The 14620-nt window shown below is 48.0% G+C and carries 19 protein-coding genes; 11 read left to right on the top strand and 8 right to left on the bottom strand.

What is annotated here, in order from left to right; translation table 11 throughout:
* Positions 1–13: 13 nt before the first annotated feature.
* Positions 14–700: a BglII/BstYI family type II restriction endonuclease gene (locus KNP04_RS10920; protein ID WP_214876001.1), complete on the bottom strand. Its 687-nt coding sequence runs from the start codon at positions 698–700 to the stop codon at positions 14–16.
* 318 nt (positions 701–1018) lie between these two features.
* Between KNP04_RS10920 and ahpC the strand changes: the two genes are divergently transcribed.
* Together ahpC and ahpF are read left to right on the top strand one after the other, a co-directional pair.
* Positions 1019–1582, top strand: a complete 564-nt coding sequence (gene ahpC, locus KNP04_RS10915; RefSeq protein ID WP_015880295.1) for an alkyl hydroperoxide reductase subunit C — start codon at positions 1019–1021, stop codon at positions 1580–1582.
* Positions 1583–1593: 11 nt separating this feature from the next.
* A complete protein-coding gene (gene ahpF, locus KNP04_RS10910) occupies positions 1594–3117 on the top strand; it encodes an alkyl hydroperoxide reductase subunit F (RefSeq protein ID WP_074036831.1) in 1524 nt (507 codons plus the stop codon).
* Between the two features lie 39 nt (positions 3118–3156).
* Here the strand turns inward: ahpF and KNP04_RS10905 are convergent, their stop codons facing one another.
* Complete coding sequence (locus tag KNP04_RS10905) at positions 3157–3558, bottom strand: hypothetical protein (RefSeq protein WP_214875998.1); 402 nt, start codon at positions 3556–3558, stop codon at positions 3157–3159.
* A 138-nt stretch (positions 3559–3696) separates the two neighbouring features.
* On the opposite strand from KNP04_RS10905, the gene KNP04_RS10900 reads away from it, so the two are divergent.
* The 3 genes from KNP04_RS10900 (at position 3697) to KNP04_RS10890 (ending at position 5908) form a co-directional block, all read left to right on the top strand.
* Positions 3697–4044, top strand: a complete 348-nt coding sequence (locus KNP04_RS10900; protein WP_214696655.1) for a PadR family transcriptional regulator — start codon at positions 3697–3699, stop codon at positions 4042–4044.
* Positions 4031–4993 (top strand): HAAS signaling domain-containing protein, encoded by a 963-nt coding sequence (locus KNP04_RS10895; RefSeq protein ID WP_214875994.1) that lies wholly within the window; start codon positions 4031–4033, stop codon positions 4991–4993. The genes KNP04_RS10900 and KNP04_RS10895 overlap by 14 nt, the downstream gene beginning before the upstream one ends.
* A gap of 78 nt (positions 4994–5071) precedes the next feature.
* Positions 5072–5908, top strand: coding sequence for an aldo/keto reductase (locus tag KNP04_RS10890; RefSeq protein ID WP_214875991.1), 837 nt, complete (start codon positions 5072–5074; stop codon positions 5906–5908).
* A gap of 31 nt (positions 5909–5939) precedes the next feature.
* On the opposite strand, the gene KNP04_RS10885 is transcribed toward KNP04_RS10890, so the two are convergent.
* The 4 genes from KNP04_RS10885 to KNP04_RS10870 form a co-directional block, all read right to left on the bottom strand.
* Positions 5940–6755 carry a MetQ/NlpA family ABC transporter substrate-binding protein gene (locus KNP04_RS10885; RefSeq protein ID WP_214875988.1) on the bottom strand — a complete coding sequence of 272 codons (816 nt, stop codon included), beginning with the start codon at positions 6753–6755 and terminating at the stop codon, positions 5940–5942.
* 20 nt (positions 6756–6775) lie between these two features.
* Positions 6776–7438, bottom strand: coding sequence for a methionine ABC transporter permease (locus tag KNP04_RS10880; RefSeq protein WP_214875985.1), 663 nt, complete (start codon positions 7436–7438; stop codon positions 6776–6778).
* Entirely contained in the window at positions 7431–8177 is a 747-nt protein-coding gene (locus KNP04_RS10875; RefSeq protein WP_214875982.1) for a methionine ABC transporter ATP-binding protein, read from the bottom strand. The genes KNP04_RS10880 and KNP04_RS10875 overlap by 8 nt, the downstream gene beginning before the upstream one ends.
* A 109-nt stretch (positions 8178–8286) precedes the next feature.
* Positions 8287–9027 (bottom strand): hypothetical protein, encoded by a 741-nt coding sequence (locus KNP04_RS10870; RefSeq protein ID WP_214875979.1) that lies wholly within the window; start codon positions 9025–9027, stop codon positions 8287–8289.
* A gap of 194 nt (positions 9028–9221) precedes the next feature.
* On the opposite strand from KNP04_RS10870, the gene adhP reads away from it, so the two are divergent.
* From adhP to KNP04_RS10855, 3 genes are all read left to right on the top strand, one after another.
* Positions 9222–10253, top strand: coding sequence for an alcohol dehydrogenase AdhP (gene adhP, locus KNP04_RS10865; RefSeq protein ID WP_214875976.1), 1032 nt, complete (start codon positions 9222–9224; stop codon positions 10251–10253).
* A gap of 111 nt (positions 10254–10364) precedes the next feature.
* Positions 10365–10790, top strand: coding sequence for a MarR family winged helix-turn-helix transcriptional regulator (locus KNP04_RS10860; protein ID WP_214875973.1), 426 nt, complete (start codon positions 10365–10367; stop codon positions 10788–10790).
* Between the two features lie 80 nt (positions 10791–10870).
* Entirely contained in the window at positions 10871–11425 is a 555-nt protein-coding gene (locus KNP04_RS10855; protein ID WP_251129922.1) for a CarD family transcriptional regulator, read from the top strand.
* Between the two features lie 151 nt (positions 11426–11576).
* Here KNP04_RS10855 and KNP04_RS10850 read toward each other — a convergent pair whose 3' ends face one another.
* Complete coding sequence (locus tag KNP04_RS10850) at positions 11577–11774, bottom strand: hypothetical protein (RefSeq protein ID WP_214875970.1); 198 nt, start codon at positions 11772–11774, stop codon at positions 11577–11579.
* A 116-nt stretch (positions 11775–11890) separates the two neighbouring features.
* Entirely contained in the window at positions 11891–13390 is a 1500-nt protein-coding gene (locus KNP04_RS10845; RefSeq protein WP_214875966.1) for a malate:quinone oxidoreductase, read from the bottom strand.
* 191 nt (positions 13391–13581) lie between these two features.
* Here KNP04_RS10845 and KNP04_RS10840 point away from each other — a divergent pair, with 191 nt between their 5' ends.
* Genes KNP04_RS10840 through KNP04_RS10830 form a run of 3 tightly spaced genes read left to right on the top strand, consistent with a single transcriptional unit; the run spans position 13582 to position 14609 of the window.
* The gene (locus KNP04_RS10840; protein WP_214875962.1) at positions 13582–14040 is read left to right on the top strand and encodes a DUF2691 family protein; all 459 of its coding nucleotides are present in this window, start codon (positions 13582–13584) and stop codon (positions 14038–14040) included.
* Positions 14041–14067: 27 nt separating this feature from the next.
* The gene (locus KNP04_RS10835) at positions 14068–14328 is read left to right on the top strand and encodes a histidine phosphatase family protein (protein ID WP_214875959.1); all 261 of its coding nucleotides are present in this window, start codon (positions 14068–14070) and stop codon (positions 14326–14328) included.
* Positions 14325–14609 (top strand): histidine phosphatase family protein, encoded by a 285-nt coding sequence (locus KNP04_RS10830; protein ID WP_483297973.1) that lies wholly within the window; start codon positions 14325–14327, stop codon positions 14607–14609. Before KNP04_RS10835 ends, KNP04_RS10830 begins: the two co-directional genes overlap by 4 nt.
* Positions 14610–14620 lie beyond the last annotated feature (11 nt).

Raw genomic sequence — 14620 nt, 5'->3', positions numbered from 1 at the left:
GATTAAAAGTGCGTCAGTCCAAGTCTTCATCGAACATCGGTTCATCATAGGTCTCGGTCGTTTCATCGACAAGCAGGTTCGCGTAGAATTCCTCTACGCGGCCTCTTTTTTCGCCTTTCTCGTTTAAATATTCAACGATTTTGAACGTATCAGGTGCTTCAAGTCCGATAATGACAATCGGTACGGTGAGTTGCGTGTTCAGCGGCTTCAAATGGTGGACATATTTCTCATAGGTCCCAATGGCGCCATCAAAATTACCAGCACGCTGTAATCGTTGAGTCGCACAAATGATTACTCCGATTCTTGTTTGAATCGCCTTTTCGACGTGGTTCAGTTCGCTTGCGATGACTGGTTTCAATAAGTTCCAAGCGATGGTACCCGCATGGTTGAATCCGACCTCGAGCGAGATATTATCTTTGGCGAAATCAAGACGCCACACATTCTCTGAATAGTCACGGTCCTGAAAAATCGGACTCTCGCTCATCCATCCTCTTCTCAAAAATTCCAGTCTGAATAGTTCGTTCAAAGCCTTTGATAGACTCTTGTTCTTTTTAGCGTATTTTCCATTAAATAATTTGATGATGTCATCGTCGCTAATTGACTGAATGATGTCATGAATCTCTGACCAGATTTCCTTGAACTCTTCATCATTCTTCAATATCGTCTCACCGAATCGGTGGGAATGAACTCGATAATTCATAATAAATCTCCCGTCTGTAAATGATAATCACGAACAGAAAGACGAGAATAACGATACACTTTCCATCTTTCAATCGAGTTTGTGACTCATTTAATATTTTGTAAAGATACTACTTAAAGAAAGAAAATACATCATTATTGTAATCGTTTTCTTCATTGATATTAAGCTAATCATAAATAATTATGAGTTATTTCAACACATTTCAAAGCATGCAAACGCCTTGACAATTCCAGCTCGTTATATGAAGTTAGTATTACATTATAATTATTCTAGTCGAGATAGAAACGCTAGAGTAAAAAAACAAGGAGGACATAACCCATGTCATTAATCGGCAAAGAAGTACTACCATTCAAAGCACAAGCATTCCAAACAGGTGAATTCCTCGAAGTTACAGAGAACGACCTCAAAGGCAAATGGAGCGTTGTCTGCTTCTACCCAGCTGACTTCACATTCGTCTGCCCAACTGAACTCGAAGACCTTCAAAACGAGTACGCTACACTTAAAAACCTCGGTGTAGAAGTATACTCTGTCTCAACAGACACACACTTCACACATAAAGCTTGGCACGAAACATCTGAGAAAATCGGAAAAATCGAGTACATCATGATCGGTGACCCATCACACGTCATCTCACGCAACTTCGACGTCTTGAACGAAGAAGACGGCCTCGCAGACCGTGGTACGTTCATCATCGACCCAGACGGCGTCATCCAAACTGTCGAGATCAACGCTGGCGGCATCGGCCGTGACGCGAGCACGCTCGTCAACAAAGTCAAAGCAGCACAATACGTACGCAACAACCCAGGCGAAGTCTGCCCAGCGAAATGGGAAGAGGGTTCTGAAACACTCCGCCCAAGCCTTGACCTCGTCGGTAAATTGTAAGGAGCGATTGCATGTTAGAAGCAGCGATTAAACAACAGCTCGACCAATATCTCCAGCTCATGGAGGGCGATGTCGTCCTCCGTGTGAGTGCTGGGGAAGACAAAGTCTCAAACGAGATGCTCGAGCTCGTCAACGAACTCGCCAGCATGTCATCACGCATCTCGGTCGAACGCGCGACACTCGAGCGTACACCGAGCTTCAGCGTGAATCGTCCGTCTGAAGAAACAGGAATCGTCTTCGCGGGGATTCCACTCGGACATGAGTTCACATCACTCGTCCTCGCCCTCCTCCAAGTGAGTGGGCGTGCACCGAAAGTCGATGCGGACACGATCAAACAGATCCAAAATATCGAAGGCACGTATCACTTCGAGTCATACATCAGCCTCAGCTGCCACAACTGTCCTGACGTCGTGCAAGCGCTAAACGTCATGAGCGTCCTCAACCCGAACATCACGCACACGATGATCGATGGAGCCGCGTTCAAGGATGAAGTTGAAGCAAAAGAAATCATGGCTGTCCCGACGGTCTTCTTGAACGGAGAATCGTTCGGTAACGGTCGGATGTCACTCGAAGAGATCTTAGCGAAACTCGGTACAGGTCCTGACGCTTCTGCGTTTTCGGACAAAGACCCGTATGACGTCCTCGTCGTAGGTGGCGGTCCAGCGGGTGCGAGCGCAGCCGTATACGCGGCTCGTAAAGGAATCCGTACCGGAATCATCGCAGAGCGCTTCGGCGGCCAAGTGATGGACACGATGGGCATCGAGAACTTCATCGGTACCGCTTATACAGAAGGTCCAAAGCTTGTCGCAAGTCTAGAAGAGCACGTCAAAGAGTACGGGATTGACGTCATGAACCTCCAACGCGCGAAGCGTCTTGAGAAAAATGACCTCGTCGAAATCGAACTCGAGAACGGCGCAGTCTTGAAGAGTAAGAGCGTCATCCTCTCAACCGGTGCACGCTGGCGTAACGTCAATGTCCCAGGTGAGGCGGAGTTCAAAAACAAAGGGGTCGCTTACTGCCCGCACTGTGACGGCCCTCTCTTCGAAGGGAAACGTGTCGCGGTCATCGGTGGCGGTAACTCTGGGATCGAAGCGGCTATCGATCTCGCAGGGATTGTCAAACACGTAACAGTCCTCGAGTTCGCTCCTGAACTCAAGGCCGACCAAGTGCTTCAAGACCGTCTCCACAGCCTCCCGAACGTGACTGTCATCACGAACGCTCAGACGACAGAAATCACGGGTACGGACAAAGTGAACGGCATCTCGTATGTGTCTCGTGAAACGAATGAGTCACATCATGTCGAACTCGAAGGCGTCTTCGTCCAAATCGGCCTCGTCCCGAACACGGACTGGCTCGACTCGGTCGAACGCAATAACTTCGGGGAAATCGTTGTCGACCGTCATGGTGCGACGAACGTCCCAGGCGTGTTCGCAGCAGGAGACTGCACGAACAGTGCCTACAAACAAATCATCATCTCGATGGGTTCTGGTGCGACAGCCGCACTCGGCGCCTTCGACTACATGATTCGCAACTAACACAAAGACTCGCCCTCTATCATGAGAGCGAGTCTTTTTTTACAGTTCAAATGTTTTCCCGGAGTCCGGGATGAACAAGACCGATTCTCCGCTCCCCGTCTCAAATCGGTAGCCCACTCGAGGCGTGAATGGGTTCCACTCCCCCCCGGTCGTCGGTACGCTTTCCATGTACGTCACGTCATTGTACGTTTTATTCAGCGTCTCTTGTGCTTCCGCTACTGAATAACTCGGTACGGATAACACGATTCCAATACTGACGCTAATCACCCCAAACGCCACAATCCATCGAGTCGATATGGGCTTTCGAAAATGGGTCATGACCAATAGCGTGATCATCCATCCAATCGGCACATCGAACGTTGCGGCTCCACCATATATCCGAACGTTCACTTCCATCAACACGACAATTACGATACCGCCAACTATCCACCACCACTTCATGAACATCACCTCCCCTTCATTATCCCAAAATCAGGAAAAGACTCAATTTCTTTTTTAGATAATTAACTACATTGATGTATGATGACTTATAGTGTATGATATACAGTATAAAGATGAACGAATGAAGGAGGCGAAAAAATGTCCGATGTCAAAGCCTCGTTGGTGACAGAGTTGCGTCGTGGTACGTTGACGATTGCGGTGCTCAGTCAGTTGAAGACACCACAGTATGGTTACTCGCTCGTCCAGGCATTACTTGATGCCGAGATCAACATTGATCAAAGTACGCTCTATCCGCTCTTACGTCGACTGGAAAAACAAGGACTCGTCACAAGCTCCTGGGATACGACGGAAAGTCGACCTCGAAAGTACTATGTGCTCAGCCCCGATGGAATGGCTATTTTGAATGAGTTGTACGAAGAATGGATGAAGATGTCGAAAACGTTGACCCGTCTAATTGAAGGAGGAAATGATCATGAATCTTCGTGATGTATATATCGATGAAGTCACCTCTCGAATCCCTGAATCGATGCGGCAAGATGTCGCCCTGGAATTGGAGTCGACAATTGATGACATGACTGGAAATGACCCGTCTGAAACTGCCTTGTTTGAAGCGTTGCGCGAACTCGGCGACCCTCATGTTCTCGCTGCTCGTTATGCGAATCGTCCCCTCCATCTCATCGGACCAGCTTTCTTCACCCAGTACGTGAACATCATCAAGATCGTCTTACCGATTGCCGTCACGGTTGTCACAATTCTCTCCATCATCGGTTATTTGACCAACCCGATTGACGACACGTCTTGGAGTCAATTCTTGATTCAAGCATTCCTTCAAACCGGGGCTGCCATCTTCAACGTTGTCGTCCAGACGCTATTCTGGATTACCCTCACGTTCTTCATCATCGAACGGTCCGTACCTGAGGGCGAAGTCCCCTTCTCGAGTTGGAAACCTGAGCAACTGAAAAAGGTGAAACCTCGTTCGACCTCAATCTCTCTTGGTTCAATCTTGTTTGATGTTGTCGCCACTGTTTTGATGGTCGTATTATACGTCAACGCCGAGCAGTTGATTCGGGTCGTCACGGATGGCGAATCCTATCCGCTATTCAATTCGTCTGTCTTGAATCAATTCTTCCCATTTGTCATTGCTTTGGCCGTTTTCGGCATTGCGATTGCCATTTACAAATGCATCGTTCGACACTGGACGAAGCCGCTCGCCTTGTGGAACGCCCTCTTCAATATCGTATGGATCGTCGTCACGGCACTCATTTTACTGCAACCTGATCTAATTTCGACCGAAGCCCTCTCTTTGATTGCTGAACAAACGAATATCGACATCGAAACAATCAGTCGCTGGGGTGTATGGAGTATTTTGTTCACGATCATCGTCGTGTGTATCCTCGACCTGGCCGAAGGGTTGATCAAAGCCTTTCGTCGTTGACCTCACATTCAAACGTTTCGTTTCCGAGGAAAGTGGAATAGCGGAGAAGAGAACGGATTTTGAATGGGGAGGCATTTGATGGGTATTCCAACAATGAAGTTACATGATGGTTATGAGATTCCGGCCATTGGACTCGGAACAGTTTATTTGAAAGGTGAAGCAGGGGTCGACGCCATTACGTGCGCCATCCGAAACGGATATCGACTCATCGATTCGGCGATTCGTTATGATAATGAAGGTGCGGTCGGTGAGGCGGTTCGCCAATCTGGCATCCCGCGCGAACAACTTTTCTTAACATCAAAATTGCGCGCGCAATATTATGACTACGACCAGGCACTCGAGATGATTCGGGAGTCCTTGTATCGGGCAAACCTCGACTATTGGGATTTGTTCCTTTTGCATTGGCCAAATCCGAAACAAAACAAGTACGTCGAGGCATGGCGTGCCTTGATTCAGGCGAAGAAAAACGGATGGATCCGCTCTATCGGGGTCTCGAACTTCATGCCGGAGCACCTTGACCGCTTGATTGAAGAGACGGGAGAAACACCGGTCATCAACCAAATCGAGCTACATCCGTACTTCTCGCAAGTCGAGCAGCGTCAAGCCGATAAGGAGCGTGGCATCATCACAGAGGCATGGAGCCCGCTCAGTCGCGCCCGTACGGTCATCCACGACGAGAAGATCACCGAACTCGCCAAACAAAAAGGCAAGAGCGTCTCTCAAGTTATCTTGCGCTGGCATATCCAGCTCGGTGTGATTCCGCTCGCCCGTTCATCTAGCGAGTTGCATCAGAAAGAGAACCTCGATGTCTTCAACTTTGAATTGACCGACGAAGAGATGGAGACGCTCAATGCGTTGACGAAGCCGGACGGTCGCATCGATGACCAAGATCCAAGAGAATACGAAGAGTACTAAAAAAGATTGAGCCGACGAGGCTCAATCTTTTTTATTCAAAGGCCGGAATCGCCGTTTCTGCATAGTTTTCTTCTAAGAATGCACGGACTTCATCACTCGTGAGCGCCTCACCGAGTTTTTGGATTGCTTCGTCGTCCTGGTTGTCTTCACGTGCGACGAGCGTGATCGCGAAGTCGTTCTCGACACCTTCTGTCAGGAGTGCATCACTTTTCGGTGTCAAACCGAGAGGTGCCGCGTAAGCTGGTGTCATCAAGACCGCATCGACATCATCGTATGCACGAGCGAGCATCAACAAATCGACTTCTTCAAACTTGAAGTTTTTCGGATTCGATGTGATATCGGCTTGTGTATAGTACGTGCCTTCTTTCTCTCCGAGCTCGATCACGTTATGTTGTGCGAGAAGGGAGAGCGAACGGTCGATGTTCGATACATCGTTAGCGATGGCGATTGTCGCGCCTTCCGGAATGTCTTCCATACCATCATAGTTTTTCGCGTATACACCGTAGTTTGCGAAATAAATCGGTTCGATCGGAACGAGATTTGCATCGTTGCTGCGGTTGAACTCTTCCATGTACGGGACGTGTTGGAAGAAGTTCGCATCGACTTCTTTCGCCGCAAGTGCCGAGTTCGGTTGGACATTGTCTCCGAGGACTACGATTTCGAGTTCGATGTTCTCTTCTGCGAGCTGTTCTTTTGCGATTTCAAGCATATCTGTCATCGGTGGGATGAGTGACGCGACTTTCAATGTCTGTGGTTCGTTCGATTGTTCTGTTTGTGTTTCTGTGTCGTTCCCACATGCGGCGAGGACGAGTGTGAGCGAGGCAAGAAATGCCATCAATTTTTTCATATTCATTTCCTACTTTCTGTTTAGCGTTTGTCGATAATTCGTGCCACGGTCGTGCCCGCGAACTGGATCAGCTGTACGAAGACGAGCATGATGAGAATCATATAGAGCATGAGTTCTGTCTGAAATTGCTGATACCCATAACGGATGGCAAAGTCACCGATGCCACCGCCCCCGACGACCCCCATGATTGTCGAGTATGAGATAAAGCTGATGATGGATGTCGTCAATCCGAGTACGAGACCGGATCTGGCTTCGACGTAAAGAAACTTGAAGATGATATCTTTCACCGACGCCCCCATCGAAAGCGCCGCTTCGACAACCCCGCGCGGAACATCAATCAATGATTGTTCGACGAGGCGCGCATAATGCGCGATGGCAATGATGGAAAGTGGCACCGTCGCCGCCGCTGTTCCAATGGCCGTCCCGATGATGAGTCGTGTAAATGGAATCAAAAACACGACGAGTAACAAGAACGGGAATGACCGGACGATGTTCACGACTAAGTTGAGGACAGAGAAGACGACTTGGTTCTCTAACAGCTGTCCTTTACGCGAAAGATAAAGCCATGTGCCTAACGGAAGTCCAACTAGAATCGCAGCGAGAATCGATACCCCGACCATGATGAACGTCTCGGCGATGGACTGCCAAATCTCCGATTGATAGCGCAACAAGATGTCAGGCATTCGGTGCGCCCTCCTTCCGTAGCTGTTCAACGAACCAACTCGGATTCTGATCGATGGCGACTACACCCGTCGGCTCTTGTTCAATCGTCTCATGTACTGCTCCTTCTGCCATGACGGTGACGCGATGACAGATTTGACGAATGACATCCATCTCATGCGTGACGAGGACGACGGTGACGCCAAGTTGTTCATTGACCGACTGAAGGACACGCAGCACTTCTGCCGTCGTGTTCGGGTCAAGGGAAGAGGTCGGTTCATCGCATAAGAGCACGCTCGGTTCGCTTGCGAGTGCCCGAGCGATGGCGACGCGTTGCTTCTGCCCCCCACTCAACTGGGAAGGATATTTATCGCGATACGCTTCGAGTCCGACGAACTGGAGACATTCCATCACGCGTGCTTCCCACGACGCTTTCGGGCGCTTGGCAAGCTTCAGTGAATCGAGGACATTATCAAAGACGGTCTTATTCGCGACAAGATTAAATTGTTGAAAAATCATACCGATCCGATGTCGCTTCTTGCGGAGTTCCCGACTGGAGAGTTCGGTCAACTGGTCGCCATCGACTATGACACTTCCACTATCGGGTCGCTCCAACACATTCATCAATCGAAGAAGCGTCGACTTCCCGGCACCACTTGCGCCGATGATGCCGTAAATCTCTCCTTTTCGAATGTGAAGCGATACATCACGAACGGCCATCTCTTGTCCATAATGCTTATGGACGGACGACAATGTGATCATGGCGGACATCCTTTCTACATCTCGTGAGTGAGTCAACCGTTTACCATTTTAGCGAAGTAAAGAGTCGATGTCAGGTCATGTGCTCACATGAAAAGAACCGCAGTGCGGTTCAGAGTGGATGTCGTTTGAAATGTTCGGCAATGTGTCGCTTCATGGCGTCTCGATTTTCGGCGAAGATGCGATGGCGATGACCGTTCCCACCAGACGGGTGTGGGAACCCGCTCACTACGCGATCCTGATCCAAAAGCCCTCGCTCAACCAATAATTCCACAGCTCGCTTCACATTGACGCCCATCGGTAAGATGAGTGCATCTTGAAGATGTGTCATCTCTTCAGCGAAAGTTCCTTCCACGTACGGTCGAAACAAATCCGTTCGAATCATATCTGGGCTCGACCCGTTATAGTTTTTGCCCTTATAAAAGACCGGATAAGGGAGGACCGCCGTGTTTTGCACGAGATGGTTCGCTGATTCAAACAAATCGAGGGAGGAATCGATTCCTAAGTGATGATGTAACGCTAAATCATCCAGCATTGTCACCAAGTTCTTCCGAATCGGACCGGAAAAACTGCCACGTTGTTTGACGGCTCGAAGCGCCTCTTCGTCTGGCGCGTCCCTCAAGTCACGAATCGCCTCGAACGACTGACGCATTTGATACAAACCAGGTGTGATTCCCGCGATGACGACTTTCGCATTTGGATTAATGTATTCGAATGGTGCGTAATAGATATCGAGTTGTTTCTTTTCGTCACGGTCCAATAAAAACTCTTCGCTTTTTAACGTCTCTTCCTCTAAATCTGTTAACTGCAAAATTTTCGATTTGTATGTGTGAAATAACTCTGTCCGCGTCATGTAACTGACACTCCTTTCATTTGCTTCATTCATCTTTACTTCCCTAAATCTTCATGTGACAAAAGTTCATGTTTCAGACAATTGCTATCCAAAAATAAAGCGCTCTCATTCCATTTTTTGTGATATTCTGACGGTGTGATTCAGAATGTTGTTTAGGCAGATTCGCTAATTTCTCACAAGGAGTGTGTTCAAACATGAAAGCAGTCGTTGTCAATTCAGCAAGCAAAGCCAACATTGAAGTCGTGGAAAAGGAAATTCGTCCATTACAATCTGGGGAAGCGCTCGTTGATGTCGAGTACTGTGGCGTTTGTCATACGGACCTTCACGTCGCGGCCGGAGATTTCGGTGATGTTCAAGGACGTGTGCTCGGTCATGAAGGGATTGGAATCGTGTCAAAAATCGCGGACGATGTCACGAGTCTAAAAGTCGGAGACCGCGTCAGTATCGCCTGGATGTATCATGCATGTGGTCGCTGCGAATATTGTACGACGGGACGTGAGACGTTCTGCCGAAACGTTCAAAATGCCGGTTATAGCGTTGACGGAGGCATGGCCGAGCAAAGTATCGTCGTGGCAGATTATGCCGTCAAAGTGCCAGAAGGCTTGGATCCTGCACAAGCTTCAAGCATCACATGTGCGGGCGTCACGACGTATAAGGCCATCAAAGTCGCGGACGTGAAGCCTGGGGAGACGGTCGTCATCTATGGTTGTGGCGGACTCGGGAACCTAGCCATTCAATATGCGAAACACGTCTTCAACGCGCACGTCATCGCTGTCGATTTGAACGACGACAAGCTCGAACTCGCCAAAGAAAGTGGAGCCGATTTGACGATCAACCCTTCGAACGAGGGGGATGCGGCGGACATCGTTCAAGAGAAGTTCGGCGGAGCGCACGCCGCAGTCGTCACGGCCGTCTCAAAAGTTGCCTTCAATTCAGCGGTCAATGCCGTTCGAGCCTGCGGGAAAGTCGTAGCCGTCGGTCTTCCTTCTGAAACGATGGATTTGAACATCCCCCGTCTCGTTCTCGATGGGATTGAAGTCGTCGGTTCGCTCGTCGGAACACGTAAAGACTTAGAAGAAGCTTTCCAGTTCGGGGCTGAGGGACTCGTCGTTCCGGTCGTTCATAAGCGTTGCCTTCACGAAGTACAAGACGTGTTTGAAGAGATGGAACAAGGGAAAATTCAGGGACGGATGGTCATCGATTTTAAAAATAAAGATTGCCAGTAAAAAACGGGGCCTTGTGCCTCGTTTTGTTCTAGATTGACGTTGACGGGGTATAGTTGCTTTTGTATAGTTAGGAACGTCTAAAACCTGGAAACGAAAGAGGAGTGACTTGATTTGACTCCATCAACGTCAACCCGTCTACTTGATTTACTGACAGAACGAAACGATCAAGTGCGACGCATAAGTGAACAATCCTGGAATGAACAGAGTGACATCCACATCTCAAACTCTGAATGGTACATTCTTGCTACACTTTATCAAGCTAAAACGACCATTGCCGAGGTCACGCGAGACGTTCATATCTCACGGCAAGCGATTCATAAACTGATTAAGAATCTAGAAGGTAAGGCGCTCGTCCTCGTGACGGACCATCCGCAAAATCGAAAGGACAAATGCATCGAGCTGACCTCTCTCGGTCACACTTGTTATGAACAGAATGAGGCGCTCAAAGCGCAACTCGAGCAACGGATCCAAGAAGGCATCGGACAAGAGGCGTTCAATCAGCTGAAAACCATTCTACGTATGGACTGGAAACTGTAATCGTGTCGGGTTCACTCGTCACGATTTTTATATGCACACCTTGCACTAAACGTCAACCGAGTTGACATTTCACCTTCTGAATGACTATGCTTATAGGTAAGGAAGAGGTGATCGACTTGTTTAAAGCTGGAGACTTAATCATCTACTCGACCCATGGCGTATGTCGGATCGACGACATTTCGGACAAAACGGTCGCAGGAGAAACGAAATCGTACTATACGCTTCACCCCATCAACAACTCACAGAAGTTGCAGATTAGCATCCCGGTCGATAATGAGAATGTGATGATGTTGACGTTGCTCGAAGCAGACGAAGCATTAGAGATTTTAGAGTCGTTCCGCTCGCCTGGCGTTGAATGGAATCCACATTCGAACAATCGCAATCGTGAATTTTTAAATGTTGTCCATTCAGGAAACCGTCACGAGATCGCTCAAGTCGTGAATACGTTGAGCCGTCGTCAAATCGAGTCGCTACAGGCAAACAAAAAGCTGTACGAACAAGATCGTAAAATTTTAGAGAACGCCAAAACCATTTTGGTGAAAGAACTCTCGCTCGCTCTTGAACGTTCAGAGAGTGACCTCGAACGTCAAATCGGTGAATACTTACATGAAAGCATGGCGACACTCACACCTTGACCCTTCCACGTGGAAGAGGTCTTTTTTGTGTTGCCATGCTCGAACAACGATGTAAAACGTTCTTAAAGATAGTGCAGAGATAACTGCATACAAAAACCGTTCAACATAAGCTAAGGCTTCTTGCCTTGCTCCGATGGAACGATGTTGTTATTCAAACGCTCTTTTTACGTCTTAACAATTGTACAATTGAAAGAATTAACATGATCGCAAGTATCGGTAAAATGAACACTAAATCTGCGCGAATAATAGGACCTTCTTCGGTCTTTGCCCAGTCATAAACAAAAAACTCCCAAACACCCCACGCAATAAACAATATAATCGTTGTGATTTGGATTTTTGTAAGTTTCATTCCAATCCTCCCTCAGTTGTAATGTTTTTAGTATTTATTATTTACCCAAGCGATATATAGATTACGCTAGGTACTGAAAAAAGCGAGCATACGATTGTATACTCGCCTCATTCTCTTCAGTTGTGGACCATGTCCTTTTCTTCCAAACCGAGCGTGACCGCTGTCGATTCGTGAATCGTCTTGAACAGGTCCGGATGTTCCGAAAGTTTCAAGCCATATGACGGAACCATCTCTTTGATTTTCTCTTCCCACTCCGGTAACTGTTGTGGGAAGCACTGCTCGAGCACTTTCAACATGACATGAACAGCTGTCGATGCGCCTGGAGAAGCACCAAGAAGTGCCGCAACGGAACCATCTTCCGCGCTGACGACTTCTGTTCCGAACTGAAGTGTCCCTTTTCCTTGCAGTGTATCTTTGATGACCTGAACCCGTTGCCCGGCCACAACGATTTCCCAATCTTCGTTCTTGGCGTTCGGGATGAATTCACGAAGTTCATCCATGCGCTTGTCGTGTGACAAGAGCACCTGTTCGATCAAGTATTTCGTGAGCGGCATCTCTTTTGCCCCTGCCGCAAGCATCGTGATGAGGTTGTTTGGTTTGACCGAACGAATCAAATCCAAGTTCGATCCTGTTTTCAAGAACTTCGGCGTGAAGCCGGCGAACGGTCCGAATAACAACTCTTTTCGTCCATCGATAAAGCGTGTGTCGAGGTGCGGTACCGACATTGGTGGTGCCCCGACCTTCGCCTTCCCATACACTTTAGCGTGGTGTTGCTCGATGACCTCACGATTTTTACAGACGAGGAAGAGTCCACTGACAGGGAACCCGCCGATTTGTTTCGACTCCGGAATCCCTGTCTTTTGTAAGAGTGGTAAACTTCCGCCACCGCCTCCGATGAAGAGGAACGGTGCCGTATGCGTCTCAATCTTGTTCGCAGCCAAGTCTTTCACTTTCACTTCCCAAAGACCGTTATCGAGACGCTTCACGTCCTCGACGCTATGGCCGTAGTTGACCTCGACTCCGTTTGATGTGAGATGGTCAAACAACATCCGTGTCAACGCGCCGAAGTTCACGTCCGTCCCTGAATCGATTTTCGTCGCGGCAATCGGTTCGTCCGATGTCCGTCCGTCCATGATGAGCGGGAACCATTCCCGTAGCTGATTCGGATCGTCCGATAAGACCATGCCTTCAAATAACGGATTCGTTGTGAGCGCTTCCAAACGGCGTTTCAAGAAATCGACATTCTTTTCCCCTTGGACCATGCTCATATGTGGAATCGAACGAATGAAGGCACCCGGATTTTCAATCAATCCTTGCTTGACGAGATGTGCCCAAAACTGGCGTGAGATTTGGAATTGCTCGTTGACGTTGACCGCTTTGGAAATATCAATCGTCCCATCCGCGTTCTCCGTTGTATAGTTTAATTCGCAAAGTGCGGCATGTCCCGTACCTGCGTTATTCCATTCGTTTGAACTTTCTTCCCCTGCTGCATCGAGCTTTTCGAACACTTTGATGTTCCACTCCGGTACGAGCTCTTTAAAGAGTGAACCGAGCGTTGCGCTCATAATGCCTGCCCCAATTAAAATGACGTCTGTTCTCGTTTGCGTACTGCTCATGAAAACCCCATCCTTATCCCCTGAATTTTTTGTCATACAACCGAAGAATCCCCATTCCTCAATCATATATTTTATAATCGTTATACCGATTATAACTCTTTTGTGATGAATGATAAGGGTTATGTATGATTTTTTGTGCTGAAACTTTTTATGAAATTGTCATGATTCCTTGAAACGAAGGAGGTGTTCTTGTGAGACGCGGTCTAAGTTTTACAATCCCTAATCAATACCGTCATTTTTTACAAGATATTTTGACTCCTATCCCTCTCGACCAATATCAATGGAAGGTAATTGATGAGGAATCCTATGTTGTGAAAGATGAACAACTTGACTGTTTGTTGTTTCCGAAGTCGACCATTATCAATGGTCGACAACTCAATGAACGGATCACTCAACAACACTATTTGATTTTTGTTGATATAAAAGCGTTCCACTCTAATATGTCCTCGGAAATCGTAACGTATGAAGATTTTCTACATAGCACGTGCGAGTTTGTGCTACTTGTAACGGACAGTCAGTACGTGACGATATACTGTAAAGACCAAGAGATGCTCAACTCCCTCTACGAAAATGCTTTTTTGCATGAATTCGAAGAGATTGCATACATCACAAGTCATAATGACTCGATGACACGCTTATCTTGCTGGTAATTGAGCATTTCAAAAAGGAGAATCCACATGTCCACACTCTATCTGATTCGTCACTGCTCGGCCTCCGGTCAAGAACCTGACGCACCACTCACGGAAGCGGGTCACGAACAAGCACACCTGCTCCTTGATTTCTTTCGTGAAATCCCGATTGACCGGATACTCTCAAGCGACTACACCCGAGCGGTCGCTTCGGTCACACCTCTTGCCGAAGCCCACCAACTTCCAATCGAACGTGAACCGTTGTTACGAGAGCGTATTCTGTCTGATGGACCCTCGAAGACTGGCTGACACCGCTACGCCAGTCGTTCATCGACCCGACGTTCAAGTTGCCTGGTGCTGAATCTGGTGAGGAAGCGACTCAGCGAATCATGCAAGTGATCGAGCGTGTCCAGTCTCAACATGGCTCGATACTACTCGTGACTCACGGTAATCTGCTTGCGCTCCTCTTACAACGGCTTGATCCTAAATATGACTTTGAAACATGGCGTACGATGCGTAATCCAGACGTCTATCGTCTCGATTTAAGTAACGAAGAGCCCGTCATCAAATGCATATGGCCACATAAATAAGCCGCCTCGAC

Origin of the sequence: Exiguobacterium sp. CH10 (assembly GCF_018617635.1) — a bacterium.
GTDB lineage: Bacteria > Bacillota > Bacilli > Exiguobacteriales > Exiguobacteriaceae > Exiguobacterium > Exiguobacterium aestuarii_A.
Note: the sequence above shows the minus strand (reverse complement) of the source record. Positions and strands in the feature narration are given on the sequence as shown.

Coding starts and splice junctions, on each gene's coding strand:
- KNP04_RS10870 (WP_214875979.1), bottom strand. CDS start 9,027: ATGACGCGGACAGAGTTATTTCACACATACAAATCGAAAATTTTGCAG.
- KNP04_RS10920 (WP_214876001.1), bottom strand. CDS start 700: ATGAATTATCGAGTTCATTCCCACCGATTCGGTGAGACGATATTGAAG.
- adhP (WP_214875976.1), top strand. CDS start 9,222: ATGAAAGCAGTCGTTGTCAATTCAGCAAGCAAAGCCAACATTGAAGTC.
- KNP04_RS10895 (WP_214875994.1), top strand. CDS start 4,031: ATGAATCTTCGTGATGTATATATCGATGAAGTCACCTCTCGAATCCCT.
- KNP04_RS10835 (WP_214875959.1), top strand. CDS start 14,068: ATGTCCACACTCTATCTGATTCGTCACTGCTCGGCCTCCGGTCAAGAA.
- KNP04_RS10900 (WP_214696655.1), top strand. CDS start 3,697: ATGTCCGATGTCAAAGCCTCGTTGGTGACAGAGTTGCGTCGTGGTACG.
- KNP04_RS10845 (WP_214875966.1), bottom strand. CDS start 13,390: ATGAGCAGTACGCAAACGAGAACAGACGTCATTTTAATTGGGGCAGGC.
- KNP04_RS10885 (WP_214875988.1), bottom strand. CDS start 6,755: ATGAAAAAATTGATGGCATTTCTTGCCTCGCTCACACTCGTCCTCGCC.
- KNP04_RS10890 (WP_214875991.1), top strand. CDS start 5,072: ATGGGTATTCCAACAATGAAGTTACATGATGGTTATGAGATTCCGGCC.
- KNP04_RS10905 (WP_214875998.1), bottom strand. CDS start 3,558: ATGAAGTGGTGGTGGATAGTTGGCGGTATCGTAATTGTCGTGTTGATG.
- KNP04_RS10880 (WP_214875985.1), bottom strand. CDS start 7,438: ATGCCTGACATCTTGTTGCGCTATCAATCGGAGATTTGGCAGTCCATC.
- ahpC (WP_015880295.1), top strand. CDS start 1,019: ATGTCATTAATCGGCAAAGAAGTACTACCATTCAAAGCACAAGCATTC.
- KNP04_RS10850 (WP_214875970.1), bottom strand. CDS start 11,774: ATGAAACTTACAAAAATCCAAATCACAACGATTATATTGTTTATTGCG.
- ahpF (WP_074036831.1), top strand. CDS start 1,594: ATGTTAGAAGCAGCGATTAAACAACAGCTCGACCAATATCTCCAGCTC.
- KNP04_RS10855 (WP_251129922.1), top strand. CDS start 10,871: ATGACTATGCTTATAGGTAAGGAAGAGGTGATCGACTTGTTTAAAGCT.
- KNP04_RS10875 (WP_214875982.1), bottom strand. CDS start 8,177: ATGATCACATTGTCGTCCGTCCATAAGCATTATGGACAAGAGATGGCC.